This window comes from Agromyces sp. NPDC056389 (assembly GCF_042262385.1).
GTDB lineage: Bacteria > Actinomycetota > Actinomycetes > Actinomycetales > Microbacteriaceae > Agromyces.
This window is the reverse complement of record NZ_JBHJPN010000003.1, coordinates 298,674-313,945: the sequence shown is the minus strand read 5'-3', so window position 1 is coordinate 313,945 and position 15,272 is coordinate 298,674. Positions and strand designations below refer to the sequence as shown.

Below are 15,272 nucleotides of genomic sequence, written 5' to 3'. Positions count from 1 at the left end.
GGCATGACCACCCCCAGCACGCCCAGCAACTCGGGCAGCACCCCTGCAGAGCGCCAGATCTCCACCACCGTCCTCGTCATCGGCACCGGCGGATCCGGCCTTCGCGCCGCCATCGAACTCGCCGAGGCGGGCGTCGACGTACTCGCCCTCGGCAAGCGCCCCAAGTCCGACGCGCACACCTCGCTCGCGGCCGGCGGCATCAACGCCGCCCTCGCCACGATGGACGCCGACGACAGCTGGCAGCAGCACGCCGCCGACACGCTCAAGGAGAGCTACCTGCTCGCCAACCCGCACACGGTCGAGATCGTCACCTCGGGCGCGGCCCAGGGCATCGAGGACCTCGAGCGCTACGGCATGCCGTTCGCCCGAGAAGACGACGGCCGCATCTCGCAGCGCTTCTTCGGCGCGCACACCTACCGTCGCACCGCCTTCGCGGGCGACTACACGGGGCTCGAGATCCAGCGCACGCTCGTCAACCGGGCCGCGCAGCTGAACGTACCGATCCTCGACACGGTCTACGTCACGCGCATCCTCGTGAACGACGACGGCGCCGTGTTCGGCGCCTACGGCTTCGACCTCGAAGACGGCACGCGCTACCTCATCCACGCCGACGCGGTCATCCTCGCCGCGGGCGGCCACAACCGCATCTGGCGGCGCACCTCGTCGCGGCGCGACGAGAACACGGGCGACTCGTTCCGCCTGGCCGTCGAGGCCGGCGGGCGCCTCCGAGACCCAGAGCTCGTGCAGTTCCACCCATCGGGCATCATCGAGCCCGAGAACGCGGCCGGCACCCTCATCAGCGAGGCGGCGCGCGGCGAGGGCGGCATCCTCACCAACGGCCTCGGCGAGCGCTTCATGCACAAGTACGACCCCGACCGCCTCGAGCTCTCGACCCGCGACCGCGTCGCCCTCGCCTGCTACACCGAGATCAAGGAGGGGCGCGGCACCCCCAACGGCGGCGTCTGGCTGGATGTCTCGCACCTGCCCCGCGAGACGATCATGCAGCGCCTCCCCCGCGTCTACCAGACCATGCTCGAGCTGCAGATGCTCGACATCACGAAGGAGCCGATCGAGATCGCGCCCACCGCGCACTACTCGATGGGCGGCGTGTGGGTGCGCCCCGACGACCACGGCACGGATGTCCCCGGGCTCTACGCGATCGGCGAGGCATCATCTGGCCTGCACGGCGCCAACCGGCTGGGCGGCAACTCGCTCATCGAACTGCTCGTCTTCGGACGCATCGTGGGCCGGGCTGCGGCCGCATACTCGGCCGGGCTCTCGGCGCAGCAGCGCTCGGCCACCGCGGTGCAGACCGCGCGCGACGAGATCACCGGCCTGCTCGCCGCCGACGGCACCGAGAACGTGCGGGCCCTGCAGCGCGCCATCCGCAACACCATGACCGAGCACGCCGGCGTCGTGCGCGACGAGGCCGGCCTCCTCGCCGGACTCGACGAGCTCGACGCGATCGAGGCGCGCATGGCCGACATCGGCGTGCATCCCGACATCGCCGGATATCAGGACCTCGCGCACGCCTTCGACCTGAAGTCGGCTGCGCTCGCCGCCCGCGCCACCCTGGCTGCGGCGCTCGAGCGGCGTGAGACCCGCGGCTGCCACAACCGCAGCGACTACCCCGAGGCGGATGCCGCACTGCAGGTCAACCTCGTGTGGTCGCCGTCGACCGGCGTGACCCGCGAGGCGATCCCGCCGATCCCGGAGGAGATCGCCGCGCTCATGCGCGAGGAGGTCTCGGTGGCGGGCAAGCTCGTCGAGTAGACGGTCGCGCCCGCACTCGTCAGGCGCGTTCCACCGGCAGCCACAGCTCGGTCGTCGCCGTGCTGAAGTCGGCGGCGCGGTCGAGGATGGCCACCATCGACGGGCCGGGCCTCAGCTGCCACGGGTTCGATGGGAACCACTCCGAGGCCGTCGCCGCCCACGTGGATTGGAGCGCCGCCGGATAGGGGCCGGCCGTGCGGAACACCGCCCAGGTGCCGGCCGGAACCTCGATCGCATCGAGATCCGCCGGCACCGGCGTTGATTCGCTGGCGGCGACGCCGTGGAGGTAGGTCAACTCGCTTCCCTCGGTGGCATCGGGGTCGACGTCGGCGCTGACCTGCAGAAGTCCTGCCGGCTCGGTGTCGCTCAGCGCCTTGAGGCGAAGGTGCTCCGCTTCGGGCAGCGAGGCGATGTGGGCTTGGATGTGCGGATTCGGGCCCTGGTGGATGAGCGGCACGCGAGCTGCGTGGCCGACGAGCCGGAATGCCGGTCGATCTGCGATGCGGGTCTCCATCGTGGTGTTCCCTTCTATGGTCAGGCGGAACCTGAGCTGCGGTTGTGTGCGAAGGGGGCCACCGTCTCGCCGCGCGTCGCCCGGACTGATGCCGTGCACTGCCCGAAAGGCTCGGCTGAACGCCTCTGCGGAGCCGTAGCCGAAGCGCACCGCTGTTCCCAGCAGGTCTCGGCCGTCGAGCACGTCTGCCGCGGCGACGGTCATCCGCCGTCGCCTGATGTACTCGGACAACGGCATGCCCGCCAGCGATGAGAACATCCGGCGAACGTGATACTCGGTGATGCCGAGACCGGCCGTCAGTCCGGCGATGTCGATCTCCTCGGTGAGGTGCTCCTCGATGAGGTCGATCATCCGGTTCAGCACTGCGATCACGATTGCCTCCTTCGACACCAAGCCTCGTCATCGGCCCGCGCCCACACCCAACTATCGCGGTTCGGTTCGATCGGACTCCGATTCGGCTCCTTCGGCGCCGCCGCGTCCTCCGGCTGCGCGATCGGCCGCCGTCGTTCACGACCGGCGCGCGCCTGATCTCCCGAGCGCCCGCGCGTGATCTACTGGAGCTTTCGCCTCGCGCCCGAGCAACTTCAGGAATGCACATGTGCCACCCGCCGGTTCCCGCCACCGAACTCGTCGGCCCCAGCGCATGAACGACGCGCCGTCTGCCTCCTCGAACACGACGACCATCACAACGACCCCCGATCTGCGATGGCTGCGGGCATCGGAACGCGAGGTGGCCGCCGCGATGGCGACCATTCGCCGCGAGTCACGCCCGACCTGGGTGCCGACGAAGCGGCAGGTGCTCGTGCACGTCAACGACTGCCTGATCCTCTGGTACCTCTGCTTCGTCTTCATGGCCATCGGCATGCGCGTCCACCTTTACGAAGTCCGTCAGGCCACCGCCGCGGACATCGGCGAACTGGTCATCGCGATCGCCATCCTCGCCGTCTGGCTCCTCGGCGCGTACCTGCTGCGGCGCTGGGCGCAGCAGCCGCCGTCGCCGCGCGCACGGATGAAGGAGTGGCGGCAGACGCTGACCGCCCTGGCCAACGGCTTCGAACCGGAGCCGAGCCCCGTCGCGACGTTCTCCTCGATCATCAGCCTCGAACGCACCGCCGTTCGCGAATACCCCCGATTCGTGGCACCGGGCGTCGAGATCGGCAACCTCAGCTACCGCAGCTCGGGTCGCTCGGGCGAATGGCACTACCTCGCCGTCGAGCTGCCGTCGCCGCTGCCGCACCTCATCCTGGATGCGACATCCAACGGCCGCATCAGCGGCGACCTGCCCGTCGGTTTCGAACGCGAGCAGCGGATGTCGCTGGAGGGCGACTTCGACCGGTGGTTCCACGTGTACGCGCCGCATGCATACGGGAGGGAGGCGCTCTACGTGCTCACTCCCGACGTCATGGCCGCGCTCATCGACGATGCAGCCCGCTACAACGTCGAGATCGTCGACGACACCCTCGTCTTCTTCATCCCCGGCGCCGCAGATTTCGCCGAAGCCGAGACGTGGGAGTCCGCTCTCGCGATCCTCACGACCGTGGCTCCGCGCATCATCGCGAAATCACGACGCTATCTCGACGAGCGCGTGCCGGGCCAGGAGGTTCCGAGGGTGCTCGCGAAGATCGCGGCCGCGCGCAAGGACCCGAAGGCTCGGTGGATCGAACCGCGAGCGATCATCGGGCCCGACGGCCGACGGCTCGACATCCGCGACCGGCGCACGGGGGTCTGGTCCATCCTGGCCGCCGTCGGCTGGTTCGCGCTGCTCACGTTCCTCTACGCGGTGCCGGGCATCTTCGCCTTCGCAGGCTTCATGTCCATCGTCGACGGCAGGTAGCCACGACCGGTCGGCCTCGCGCCGCGCTCAGCCGGTCGCGCCGTATTCACTCGTTCGGAGCGATGGCGCGCTCGATCAACCGGGCCGGCGCACGTGCTTCGGAGACGGGGCGATCACGTTGCACGCGGCGCCCGGCCTTCGACCCGGCGGCGGTCCGAAGACCCGCCGGCGGATCGGTCGCTAGATGCAGATCCAGCAATAGAGCCCGGCTCCGTCGGAACGCGCCGTCAGCGCGATCGACCTGATCGCGATGAGGAACTCCGCGAGGTCGGCGGGGTCGGCGTGACCGCCGAACTCCTCGGCCTGCGCCCACGGCACGGCGACCTCGCGCAATCGTGACTCGTCGGCGTCGGCGATCGCCTCGGTCACCACGTCGTCGACCTCGATCACGAAGATCGTGCCGTCGCCGTCTTCGGCGATCGGGCCCGAATCCGCCGAGTCGGCGAGGATCTCGTCGAACGTGCGGCCCGTCAACAGCGCGGCCGCGGTGCCGAGCCCCACGGCCGGATCGATGCCTTTCGTGCTCACCGTCGGGAAGACCGGTTCGCTGCCCGGTCCGAGCGGCCCATGCTCCAGAATCGACGCCGCTCCGGCGTCATCGGGTGCAGTGAAGTAGTCGAAGAGGATACCCATGCGGCGAGCGTAGTGCCGCGCACCGACGTCGCCTCGAGCGCAGGGTGCCGTTGCTCGACGAAGGGCGGATGCAAGCGGCATCCGACCCTTTCGTAGACTCGGTGAGGGCCTGATCCCGGCACACCGCCGTATCTCTGCACGAAAGGCGCGAAGTGCTGACCGACACCGCGCGAGAGTTCCTCTCGGAGTACCACCTCGCTACGCTCTCGACCCTCGACCGGCACGGGCGCATCCACTCGGTGCCGGTCGGCATCACCTACCTCGACGGAGTCGTGCGCATCATCGGGGGCGGCGGCTCGCAGAAGTTCGTCAATGCCGAGCGCAGCGGCCGAGCCAGCGTCAACACGGTCGACGGCGGGCGCTGGATCAGCTTCGAAGGTGCGGCTCGCGTTCACAGCGATCCCGAATCGGTGGCCCTCGCGGTCGAGCTCTACGCCGCGCGCTACCGGCAGCCGCGCCCGAACCCGGAGCGGGTCGTGCTCGAGCTCACTGTCGAGCGAGTGCTCGGCTCGGCCGGGATGCGCGCGAGCGACGGCTGACGCCGACGGTCGCTGTCTCGGTAGCCTGTTCATTCACCCCCGAACACAAGGAGTTGCTGTGAGCATTCAGCGCATCGAGCCCGGCCCCCGCATGAGCCAGGCGGTCGTCCACGGCGACACGGTCTACCTCGCCGGCCAGGTCGCCGAAGGCGCCACCGTCGTCGAGCAGAGCCGGGCCGCCCTGCAGCGTGTCGACGAGCTGCTCGCGACGGTCGGCACCGACAAGTCCAAGCTGCTCAGCGTCACCATCTACCTCGCCGACATCGCGACCTTCGCCGACATGAACTCGGTGTGGGACACCTGGGTCGACGGCGCCAACCCGCCTGCTCGAGCGACGGTCGAGGCGAAGCTCGCCACCCCCGATTTCTTCGTCGAGTTCGCGGTCACCGCCGCGATCTGATCGGGCCGCGTTCCCGAGACGAGGGGCCGGATGCCACGAGGCATCCGGCCCCTCGTCTGTTCACGATCGATCGGTGGCACGCCGCACCCTAATCTTAAGACTTGACTTATATAAGTGGCGGTGCAATCATGCCGGTATGCACGCGCTCGATGTTCTCGGAGATCCGGTACGACGCCGCATCCTCGAACTGATCGCCGATGGCGAGGCACCGGCCGGCGACGTCGGCCGCGTCATCCAAGCGGAGTTCGGCATCTCGCAGCCCGCGGTCTCGCAGCACCTGCGCGTACTGCGCGAGTCGGGCTTCGTGACCGTGCGACCCGACGGGGCACGGCGACTGTACGCCGTCGACCCCAAACCGCTGGCTCAGGCCGACGCCTGGTTCGACACGTTCCGAAGCTTCTGGCAACCGAAGCTCGACGCCCTCGGCACCGAGCTCGCTCGGGGCCGACTGGCGCAACGGAAGGCGGCCGGGGCCGAACGCGAGCAGAACGATTCATCCCCGAACGGCGGCCCGACGACACCCGTCGACCCGCCGCGACGGTGAACGGAAGGAGCACCGAAATGGTTGACATCAACGCCCAGATCGACGCCGTCACCCGCCGCATCGAGACGAAAGAGGTCGACGATGCGCTCGCCTACGTGCAGATGCTCGCCCAGACCTACCCGTCCCCCATCGACGACGTGTGGGATGCCGTGACCTCTGCCGAGCGCATCCCGCGCTGGTTCCTCCCGATCAGCGGCGATCTTCGACTCGGCGGCAGCTACCAGTTCGAGGGCAATGCGGGCGGCGAGATCCGGCGCTGCGATCCGCCGGCGGGCGGCCGCGCCGGCTTCACCGTCACCTGGGGCATGGGCATGGCCGAGCCCGCGATCGTGAACGTCAGGCTCATCGCGGTGGATGCCTCGTCCACTCGCCTCGAGCTCGAGAACGTCGCCACCGCCGCAAGTATCCCCGAGGGCTTCTGGGAGCAGTTCGGCCCCAGCGCGACCGGCATCGGCTGGGACCAGGGCCTGCTCGGCCTCGCCCTGCACTTCGCCGGTGGCGACGGCGGCATCGCCCCTGAAGAGGCGGCGGCGTGGGTCGTGACCGACGAGGGCAAGTCGTTCATGCGACGCTCGGCCGACGCGTGGGCTGCGGCACAGCACGAGGGCGGCACCGCAGCGGATGTCGCGAAGGCCGCCGCCGACCGCACCTACGGCATGTACATCGGCGAGGTGCCGCCGCCAGAGATGGGCTGATCCCACGACGCACGGCGGGAGGAAACCAGGCCGTGCGCCCGGTCTCAGGTTCCGGTACGGTCATCGTCGTAGACAAATCAGCGCCGCCCGCCCCGGCTCCCGCACCCGTGACCCCGTCGACCCGCCGATGGGGTCTTCCTCATGCCCTCGTCGGCGTCGGAATCTTCGTCGTCTGCATCCTCGGGCCGTCGATCATTCCGATCGAGGTGATGAGCTACCCGGTCTGGTTGGCGGTGAACTTCGCCATGCCGGTGCTCATCGTCGGCTGGATCGTCGTCGTCTCGCGACGGTGGGGATCCGGCAGCCTCATCCGCGACTACGGGTTGTCATTCAGGTGGATCGATCTGCTGGCGATCCCGGTGGCGTTCGCCGTGATCTGGTTCGCGGAGCCGTTCTTCATCTCCATCGCCCTGATGATCTTCGGCGACCCCGGCGGATCCGACACGAACGTGATCGTCACCCCCGACCCGGCGATCTGGGTGCCGATGACCTTCCTCGCCATCGTCAGCGCCCCGTTCATCGAAGAGGTCGTCTTCCGCGGAATGCTGCAGCCCTCGCTGAAGCGCTGGTTCGACGGCTACGCACCCGACCAGGACCGCAGCTACCGGGCGACGAATGCGGCCGTGCTCATCACCGCAGTGATCTTCGCCTCCCTCCACCTTCCGCAGGTGCTCGGCGGCGTCAACGGCGTCAGCCTCGCCGCGGCGACGTTGTTCTCGGGCATCGTGTTCGGAGCACTGGCGATGGCCACCCGCCGCACCGCGCCGTCGATCGTCGTGCACGCGGCGTCGAACGTCGTCGCGACTGCCACCGCGTACGGGCTCCTGGCCTGACTTTCCCGCTATGCCGAGCGGAGCACCTTCGTGAGCGCCTCGACCTCCGCGAGGGTCATGCCGCCGGCGCGGAGGTAGCCCGAAGCGTCGCCGTGCTCCGACTCGATCCAGTCGAGTGCGGCCTCGATCGCCGACGCGGGCGCTTCGGTTGCGAGCGTCTTCAGCCGCGGGGTGAGCGGCACCCCGATTGCGGTGATGAGGCCGGTCAGCGCGTCGGCGAACCCGCCGGCGAGATTCTGCTGGGTCAGCGTGTAGTCGTCGACGATCGCCTCGCGACGCACCCCGGCGAGGAGCATGAGCAGCGCTGCCGCGAGACCTGTCCGGTCCTTCCCCGCCGTGCAGTGGAACAGCACGCCGGGCCGGTCGGTGCTCGCCGCAGCGACGACGGCGCGCCCCAGTTCAGCGAACTGGGGCGCGCTGCTGCTGAGGATGGCGACGTACAGGTCTTCGAGCGTCGGCACCTGCTCGACGATCTCGGAGACCTGCGCGGCAGACGGTGAGCCTCCGACACCCGACGGCAGCAGGTGCTGCACCATCTCGTCCATGGCACCGCCCTGCACCGGCAACGGGACCAGCTTCACGCTGTCGTCCTGCGGAAGCACATCAGCAGACCGCGCCCGTTCCCCATCGGTTCGCAGATCGATCACCGTGCCGATGCGCAGCTCGCGAAGGGCTCGAAGCCCCTCGTCTGTCAGCCCCGAGAGCGCATCCGACCGGAACAGGACCCCGGAGGCCAGCGTGCCGCCGCCCGCCAACGGAACGCCGCCGAGCTCACGTGCGTTGTGCGTCACTTGCAGAACAGAACTCAAGTCCATCGCGTACGGCCCTCTCCCCAGTCGTCCAGTCAGACTATCGACGGATCGGTGCGAGACGAGTGGCGCTCGGCTCGAGCGCAGCCGTAAGCTCCGCATCGTGACCCCGACAGCATTGCTCATCGCAGGAATCATCCAGGTGTGTGTTGCGCCGGTGTTGATCGTGGGCCGACACAGAATCGCCGACTGGCTTGCAGACAACGTCTCTCCGTTGGATGCGACCTGGTTTCGCGTGCGGAGCGGGCTCTACATGGTTCTCGGGGGCGTCGCCGGCGTCCTCTCCGGCGCCTTCTTCATCGTCGGGGGAACGATCGCTCTCGCCTCCGCTTGAGCGGGGTGGCAGCCACGATCGCCGCGGGCCTGATCAGTGCACGAGCGAGCTCAGCCAGATGACCGCGAGTCCCAGAACCGTCGTGATCACTGCACTGAGCAGCCGGAAGTACCAGGCGCCGCGGTTTCGCTCGGAATTGACCCAGCCGATGACGGCCAGACTGACGATCCCGACGCACAGGGCGATGTAGTACGCGACATACTCGTCGACCCATCCCAGCGTCGCGAGGGCAAGCGCCAGGACCGGCAGCAGCATGGCCAGCAGCATCCCGACCGATCGCGAGGCAGAGCGAGCAACGGCCCGGCCGATGGGAACCGCACGCCCCTCTGCGGTGCGCCGGCTCGCAACGACGACGGCATAGATGTGCGTCAGCCAGAACACGCCGACCGTGCCGACGATGAACAGCAGCACTTCGAGGTCGGTGTCGAACTTCCACCCGACGGTGATGAGTGCCGTGACGAGCACCAACCCGTAGACGGCGTGCTCGGTGTTGTAGGCGTCGAGCACGAACCTCACGGGGCGTGCTGCCGCCTCCGCAGCGGTACGACGAGAATGCGCGGCCTCTTCGCCCATGCACACAGATTCCCACGCAACGGGGCCTTCTGGCGAGCGCGCGGCGAACAGCTTCGGCCCCGACGTCAGCTCCGCGGGGTCCACCCCGACGGCAGCGGGCCGTCGATCGCCGCTCGCTCCAGGTCCGCCGCCGCCGACCAGCCCTGCGCGGCATCCATCGCATCGAAGCCGCCGCGCGCGACACGGAATCCGACGTCCTCGTGGTGCATGCGCGGCGCGCCGCCCCGGCGCACCGACGCTCGCACACTCCAGGCGTCGTCGGCGTATCCCCCGCCGCGGAACACGCGGTACTCGTCGTAGCGGGCCGGGTCGAGCAGATCCCAGCACCACTCCCACACGTTGCCGAGGGTGTCGAACAGCCCGTTGAGGTTCGGATGCTTCCCGCCCACGTCTTGCGGATGCGTCACGCCGTCGGCGCTCGTCCAGGCGACCTCGTCGAGCGGGCCGTAGTGCGGGCGCGTCGACCCTGCGCGGCAGGCGAACTCCCACTCGGCCTCGGTCGGCAGGCGAAAGCCGTCGGCGTCGATGTGCCAGGTGACGTCTTCTCCGTCGTACATGTAGGCCGGCTCGAGCCCTTCCCACTCCGATGCCGCGTTGCAGAACCGAACGGCCCGCAGCCAGCTCACGTCGGTCGCCGGCCGCCGCGGATGCCTCGCCGTCTCGCCGAGCAGCTCGGCGAGCTGCTCCTGCGTCACGGGGTACACGCCGATCTCGAACGGCTCGAGCTCGACGCTCCAGCGCACCTTGCGGCGGGCGTCGTGCAGGGCGACGGTGCCGCCGCCGATGCTCGCCATCTCGATGTCCGTCACCGTCGGCCCCCTACCAGACGGTGCCACCCCCGACCGAGATGCCGCCCCAGGTGAGCGCGATGAAGATCGCGGCGAACACAACGGGTGCGATGCCCTTGCCGCTGCGCGCGAGCCCCTTGAGAAGGGCGATCACAGCGAGGATCGCGGCGACGATCGAGAGGGCGCCGCCGACGATCAGACCGATGAACAGCGGGATGGGCATGAGCACGAGGCCGGCCAGCGCGAACCAGAACGCGGCCCAGGCCGTTGGATTGCGGCGATCAACTGAGGAGGACATGCTTCAGTATCTCGTGTCTGCAGCCCGCAGTCCGTGAGACCCGCTGCACTCATGGTCGCGGCAGCAAGCCCTCGCGCGCCCACCGTTCGACGATGCGCCGCGCCCGAGCCGCATCGGCACCTTGCAGCCGCTCGAGCAGCGGCCGCACGACGTCGGCGACGAGCGGATCGACGAGTTCTCGCACCCCCGCCGATCGGAGCAGCTGCTCGAGACGGGTGAAGTCGCTCGCGAGCAGCGTTGGCACCTGGCCCTGGAGGAGTACGACCGCGGCGAGCCGGCGCTCGAACACCGGCTCGGCCCACAATTCCGACGCGAGCGCGGCGACCTCGTCATGAGACAGTTCCGGATGCCGCCGCCGCGCGTCTCTCACAGCGCCGCGCACTGCGCCCACCGAAGCACCGTAGAACCGCAGACCGCCGCCGATGCGTGCGGCATCCACGATCGCGCGCTCCTCCGATGCCTCCGCACGGAGGGTACGGTCGATGAACTCTGCTGCGGGCGTGGTCACCCTGAAATGCTCCCCCATAAGATGGCCGAATGCGCCTCTTCGACCATCTCGGACTCTCCGTTGAAGACCTCCCCCGCTCGATCGCCCAGTTCGATCCAGTGATGGTGGCACTCGGCTGCACGCGGCAGGATGCCGACAACGGAGTGTCCTGGTACAAAGGCGAGGACGAGCTCATCCTCTTCCCCACCCGTGAACCGGGCAGCGGGCCGCACCGCCACGGCCGCATCGGATGGCAGCACCTCGCCTTCCCCGTCGGCTCGCGCGAGGAGGTCGATCGCCTGCACGCGATCGCCGTCGACGCCGGCTGGACATCCGTGCGCGACCCGAAGGTCTTCACTCGATTCAGCGACCGCTACTACGCGTCGTTCGTCGAAGACGACAACGGCATCCGCTTCGAGTTCATGTTCAACCCGCCGAAAGCAGCGGTCTCCGACTGAATCGCAGTTGCGACAGACATGGCGGCTTTGTGAGCCAACGAGCATCTGGCTGGATGTCCCTCAGCTGACCTACTGGACGTGCAGGGCCGCGATCAAGTCTTGCTGACAACCTCTGACTTGCCCTGAAAAAGCTCCACCGCGTGCGCTGCGGCCTTTCGAACAACTCGCGGCACGGTATGTGATTCCGCCACCCGTGCCACATGCTTCATTAGGTCCGTCAGAGTATCGGGCAGATCGGTCGTACTCACCGCTCGCTGTATTCCGTGGAGTACGCCCAGCGGGACCCTTATTCCGTCTTCGCTAAGCAACGTTAGAACTCTCTCATGCACGGCACCGTTCAGGCCGGAATTGGCCCGCAGAGACAGGACCATAGACTGCCCCGCCGCTGCGCGCACGTCGGGGTTTGAATCGCGCGCCATCTGCAGGAGCAGGGTGTGACCCCAGGTTGGGTCGCCGAGGTCCAGCACATACGGGATCGTGCGAGCTGCTTGAATCCGGGCCTGTTCGTTGGCTGCCGCGAGCGCCATAACGCTATCGAGGGCATCCTGCTCAGTGATGGCTCCGATAGAGCCACCAGCCCGTACTGCGGCTGCAAATACGGGAAGCGGTGGCTCACCAAACATTCCGTCATCGCGCTTGCTGTCGATGACCCCAGCCCAAGACGACTTAAGCCTGCTCTGTATGTTCTGAGGCACTGCGTTGGAAAAGCTCGCAATGCGATCAAGAGCGCGCTGTTTGAGTTGAGCGTGCACGCGCGCATCCGATAGATACTCCGTGAGCGTCTCCCAGACACGGTCATCGCTGAATCGAATGGCGAACGCCGCCGCAACGTCAGCAGTTGATGTCCCGCCGAACGAGATCCGGCCATCGATGGAGTTGGCCGCTTCCGCCTTGAGGAACTGGCTTAGTTCCAAGCTGGCCTTATCAATATCTGACGCGTCCTGGCCATCACCGAGTCCCTCATCAGCCAAGAGCGCAAGCCGCCCTACAGGGGATGGCAGCAAAGCGACGGCCTCGTTCGGGAATCGCTCGCGCAGCACGAAACGCACGTACTCGTTTTCATCCCGATCGCTGGCATCTGGAAGCATCTGTAGCCACGTTTTGAACCGCTTGGCCGTCTCGCTAGTTACCAGTGCCCAGTCGAGCTTCTCCAGTGCCTGCCCGATGGTCGTCGACATCGGCTGGTTTACTTCACCAGATTCGAGCGCCTCGATCGCCAGTACCGCGACAAACTCATCCTCGCCGCTGTCCTCGACGAGCTTGGAAATAGCCTTCCACATCTTGTCTTGGATCGACCACCCCGCTTGCCCAGCTCGACGCTCGGCGTTCGGATAGTTTGCCGCTATCTGGACGGCAAGACGCAGGTCCTCCGGCAGTAGGTAGTCGGCACTCGCCGCAAGAACGATCAGGTCAGCTTCGGTGACGTTAGCAAGGCGTTGCCCGCGCTCCAGAATTCGTTCGCTATCGATGCGGAGAACGTTCGATGGCCCTTGTCCACGGAGCCAGCGCACCGCCGATTCCAGTGGTTTCGTCGCCTTGGCCTGACGAAGTAACTTGACAGCCTCTGCAGTCGCGTGGACATCCTGTCGCGAGCTAACGAGGAGCACTTTTCCGAGCGATTCTCGCTCGCTTCGAATCCTGCTCACGCTCCCAGACAATTCAGCGATAAGCAACACCGAATACCCACGTTCATATGGTGCTTCGCGAGCGAATACACGGGCACCGGAAGTGGAATCGAACCTCTTCTCGAATGCGTCTCGCACTACCATCTCGTCACGTGCAGCGGAAACCGACCGAAGCCTTGCGTCGACCCAATTGATACGGGAACGAACAACGCTGACCCAGAGTTCGCCGGAGATCCCTTCCAACAAAGATTTGGTTGAGATCGCATGCTGCTTCATTGACTTCGCTACGTCGCGCTGAACAGTCGAGGACCCCCAGCTGATTCCTCTCGAAACAGAGAACTTGTCGTAGTGCCGTTCAGCCGCTTGCGGCAACCAACGAAGGGCTGCATCTGCCGCAGCGCGGGCGTCTTCAAACGCGCCGATGTCATAGTTCCGGGCAGAAAGTTGAAGGTGGAGTGCACCCAAGAGGAGACCAAAGGTGGGGGTGTCACCGCCATTGGCGGGCATCTCGAGCTCTGCGATCAAACGCGTTAGCCGACCCACTGCCTTGTCCGCATGATCAACATCGGCGAGTCCCACGCTGCCGTAGAGAGCCGCAGCCGTTCGAGCTCCCGCAGGGAGTGAATCGTCGAACGCCAACTCCCAAAGCAGTTCGATAGCGGCGACCTGCGTATTCGCTTCAATCGAAGAACGTGCGGCAGCGACAAGCCTCTCTGGCCAGAGCGCCGATTCCGAATAGTCTGCGTTCCCGTATCTGCCCGACTCTCGGTCGAGGCGCATTTCCGTGACTAGCGCCAATCGTGATGCACCCGCCACATCGTCCTCGCTGAAGTTGGGATGTGGGGAGACAGTCCACGGTGCGAGGCAGGCCATCAACCATTCGATCTGGAGATCTCTGTTCACAGGTCCTCCGGACGTAGGGGAAGGGAGTATGTCAAGTCATCCTGAACTGCGACCTCAGCTTCATTGCGAGGCACGATGACTCTATGACGATTGAGATGTCGCAAGATAAGTTCCTCTGCGCGGTCACTGACATTCGCGGCCTCTGTAAGGCGATATGGAACTCGCTCCCGCCCGTATGAGGCAGCCTGGGCTCCGATCAATTTCCTCATGTCGCCCTCGGACACGGCAGCGCCTCGCCTAGTTCGCCCGCAGGCCAAGAGCACGAGCGTCTCAGCGACAGGCGCACGCTTCAGACAATCGAGTAGAAGGAGTGCGGACGAAATCTCTTGGTGGTCTGACGCCATATACGCGACGAAGAGAAGGTCGGCGTGTGGATCGGCGGCACCTGCCGATCGGACGAGGCCCGCGCTTGGTCCCAATCCTAGGACCGCCTCGTCCACGCCGTCCCTCCATGCAATCGAGTCCAACGCGAGCAACGACTCCCAGGCCACGATCACTCCGACGCTATCCATCGACGCCTTCGAACAAGGTGATTGACTGCCGATCCAGATAGACGGTGAGCTGGCCGCTCGCTGTCCCCCCACACATCTCTCCATCGATCGTCACTGGAACGACGGCCGATGCCAGCAGATACTCTCGGGCTACATGCCCTGGAAAGGAGTCCGGGAGATCCTCACACGCCTGAATCACCGGCATATCGCCGCTAGTCGCTACATGGACCGCCACCGGCTCGTTGCTGAAGGTCGTTGCGAATATCAGGCCCGCCACTATGCAAAGCCCCGCGAGGCCTGCCGCCCATAGACCGAGGTTCATGAACAGAAATATGCGACGGAGCATGGAGTCTAACTGCGTACGAGTTACCCCGACATCCCCAACCAGCCCACTCTCGTATCGAGTCTCCCAAGGCCTGAAGAAGGCTCGAATGGGGTGCCGCTTCTGATCTTTGCTTGTCCTTGCGTGGACCAGCGACGCAACAACGAACGCGCCAGTGGCAAGCACGAGGAGGACTATGCCCGAAACTCCGAGAAGCCGCGAAAGGACAGGCCAGCTTGCTGGAGGGCTAATCACCAGCCCCGCAGCCAGCGCACCGGCCGCGGCCGCGACCAGCGTGGCCACGCTCCGCGCTCGAACCCGATACCTTTCGTTGCTGTCGATTCCCGCCTGAATCTCTTGCGGAATCGAACCAGCGGGCAACGTCATCGCCGATTCTCACGATGCGCAGATACCAGCGT

The 15,272-nt window shown here is 66.7% G+C and carries 18 protein-coding genes; 9 read left to right on the top strand and 9 right to left on the bottom strand.

Annotated elements, in window-relative coordinates; genetic code table 11:
* The first annotated feature begins 3 nt into the window (after positions 1-3).
* On the top strand, positions 4-1,773 hold the full coding sequence (locus ACFCVM_RS17525; RefSeq protein ID WP_375838008.1) for an L-aspartate oxidase: 1,770 nt from the start codon (positions 4-6) through the stop codon (positions 1,771-1,773).
* A gap of 19 nt (positions 1,774-1,792) precedes the next feature.
* Here the strand turns inward: ACFCVM_RS17525 and ACFCVM_RS17520 are convergent, their stop codons facing one another.
* On the bottom strand, positions 1,793-2,659 hold the full coding sequence (locus ACFCVM_RS17520; protein WP_375838007.1) for a GyrI-like domain-containing protein: 867 nt from the start codon (positions 2,657-2,659) through the stop codon (positions 1,793-1,795).
* Positions 2,660-3,029: 370 nt separating this feature from the next.
* Here ACFCVM_RS17520 and ACFCVM_RS17515 point away from each other — a divergent pair, with 370 nt between their 5' ends.
* A complete protein-coding gene (locus ACFCVM_RS17515) occupies positions 3,030-4,121 on the top strand; it encodes a hypothetical protein (RefSeq protein WP_375838006.1) in 1,092 nt (363 codons plus the stop codon).
* Between the two features lie 180 nt (positions 4,122-4,301).
* Here ACFCVM_RS17515 and ACFCVM_RS17510 read toward each other — a convergent pair whose 3' ends face one another.
* The gene (locus ACFCVM_RS17510) at positions 4,302-4,754 is read right to left on the bottom strand and encodes a hypothetical protein (RefSeq protein WP_375838005.1); all 453 of its coding nucleotides are present in this window, start codon (positions 4,752-4,754) and stop codon (positions 4,302-4,304) included.
* A gap of 152 nt (positions 4,755-4,906) precedes the next feature.
* Here ACFCVM_RS17510 and ACFCVM_RS17505 point away from each other — a divergent pair, with 152 nt between their 5' ends.
* The 5 genes from ACFCVM_RS17505 (at position 4,907) to ACFCVM_RS17485 (ending at position 7,765) form a co-directional block, all read left to right on the top strand.
* Positions 4,907-5,293 (top strand): TIGR03618 family F420-dependent PPOX class oxidoreductase, encoded by a 387-nt coding sequence (locus tag ACFCVM_RS17505; protein WP_375838004.1) that lies wholly within the window; start codon positions 4,907-4,909, stop codon positions 5,291-5,293.
* Between the two features lie 58 nt (positions 5,294-5,351).
* Positions 5,352-5,693: a RidA family protein gene (locus ACFCVM_RS17500; RefSeq protein ID WP_375838003.1), complete on the top strand. Its 342-nt coding sequence runs from the start codon at positions 5,352-5,354 to the stop codon at positions 5,691-5,693.
* Between the two features lie 136 nt (positions 5,694-5,829).
* Positions 5,830-6,237 (top strand): ArsR/SmtB family transcription factor, encoded by a 408-nt coding sequence (locus ACFCVM_RS17495; protein WP_375838002.1) that lies wholly within the window; start codon positions 5,830-5,832, stop codon positions 6,235-6,237.
* Between the two features lie 17 nt (positions 6,238-6,254).
* Positions 6,255-6,932, top strand: a complete 678-nt coding sequence (locus ACFCVM_RS17490) for an SRPBCC domain-containing protein (RefSeq protein ID WP_375838001.1) — start codon at positions 6,255-6,257, stop codon at positions 6,930-6,932.
* 107 nt (positions 6,933-7,039) lie between these two features.
* Positions 7,040-7,765 (top strand): lysostaphin resistance A-like protein, encoded by a 726-nt coding sequence (locus ACFCVM_RS17485; protein WP_375838000.1) that lies wholly within the window; start codon positions 7,040-7,042, stop codon positions 7,763-7,765.
* Positions 7,766-7,773: 8 nt separating this feature from the next.
* On the opposite strand, the gene ACFCVM_RS17480 is transcribed toward ACFCVM_RS17485, so the two are convergent.
* Complete coding sequence (locus tag ACFCVM_RS17480) at positions 7,774-8,556, bottom strand: tyrosine-protein phosphatase (RefSeq protein ID WP_375837999.1); 783 nt, start codon at positions 8,554-8,556, stop codon at positions 7,774-7,776.
* Positions 8,557-8,677: 121 nt separating this feature from the next.
* On the opposite strand from ACFCVM_RS17480, the gene ACFCVM_RS17475 reads away from it, so the two are divergent.
* Complete coding sequence (locus ACFCVM_RS17475) at positions 8,678-8,908, top strand: hypothetical protein (protein ID WP_375837998.1); 231 nt, start codon at positions 8,678-8,680, stop codon at positions 8,906-8,908.
* Between the two features lie 33 nt (positions 8,909-8,941).
* On the opposite strand, the gene ACFCVM_RS17470 is transcribed toward ACFCVM_RS17475, so the two are convergent.
* Genes ACFCVM_RS17470 through ACFCVM_RS17455 form a run of 4 tightly spaced genes read right to left on the bottom strand, consistent with a single transcriptional unit; the run spans position 8,942 to position 11,075 of the window.
* Positions 8,942-9,565, bottom strand: a complete 624-nt coding sequence (locus ACFCVM_RS17470; protein WP_375837997.1) for a hypothetical protein — start codon at positions 9,563-9,565, stop codon at positions 8,942-8,944.
* A complete protein-coding gene (locus ACFCVM_RS17465; protein ID WP_375837996.1) occupies positions 9,547-10,290 on the bottom strand; it encodes a formylglycine-generating enzyme family protein in 744 nt (247 codons plus the stop codon). The genes ACFCVM_RS17470 and ACFCVM_RS17465 overlap by 19 nt, the downstream gene beginning before the upstream one ends.
* Positions 10,291-10,300: 10 nt before the next feature.
* Positions 10,301-10,567 carry a hypothetical protein gene (locus ACFCVM_RS17460; protein ID WP_157008894.1) on the bottom strand — a complete coding sequence of 89 codons (267 nt, stop codon included), beginning with the start codon at positions 10,565-10,567 and terminating at the stop codon, positions 10,301-10,303.
* 49 nt (positions 10,568-10,616) lie between these two features.
* Positions 10,617-11,075 carry a DNA alkylation repair protein gene (locus ACFCVM_RS17455; RefSeq protein WP_375837995.1) on the bottom strand — a complete coding sequence of 153 codons (459 nt, stop codon included), beginning with the start codon at positions 11,073-11,075 and terminating at the stop codon, positions 10,617-10,619.
* A gap of 29 nt (positions 11,076-11,104) precedes the next feature.
* Between ACFCVM_RS17455 and ACFCVM_RS17450 the strand changes: the two genes are divergently transcribed.
* Positions 11,105-11,512 carry a VOC family protein gene (locus ACFCVM_RS17450; protein ID WP_375837994.1) on the top strand — a complete coding sequence of 136 codons (408 nt, stop codon included), beginning with the start codon at positions 11,105-11,107 and terminating at the stop codon, positions 11,510-11,512.
* Between the two features lie 92 nt (positions 11,513-11,604).
* On the opposite strand, the gene ACFCVM_RS17445 is transcribed toward ACFCVM_RS17450, so the two are convergent.
* Positions 11,605-14,040 carry a hypothetical protein gene (locus ACFCVM_RS17445; RefSeq protein WP_375837993.1) on the bottom strand — a complete coding sequence of 812 codons (2,436 nt, stop codon included), beginning with the start codon at positions 14,038-14,040 and terminating at the stop codon, positions 11,605-11,607.
* 504 nt (positions 14,041-14,544) lie between these two features.
* Positions 14,545-15,240 carry a hypothetical protein gene (locus ACFCVM_RS17440; RefSeq protein WP_375837992.1) on the bottom strand — a complete coding sequence of 232 codons (696 nt, stop codon included), beginning with the start codon at positions 15,238-15,240 and terminating at the stop codon, positions 14,545-14,547.
* Positions 15,241-15,272: the final 32 nt, after the last annotated feature.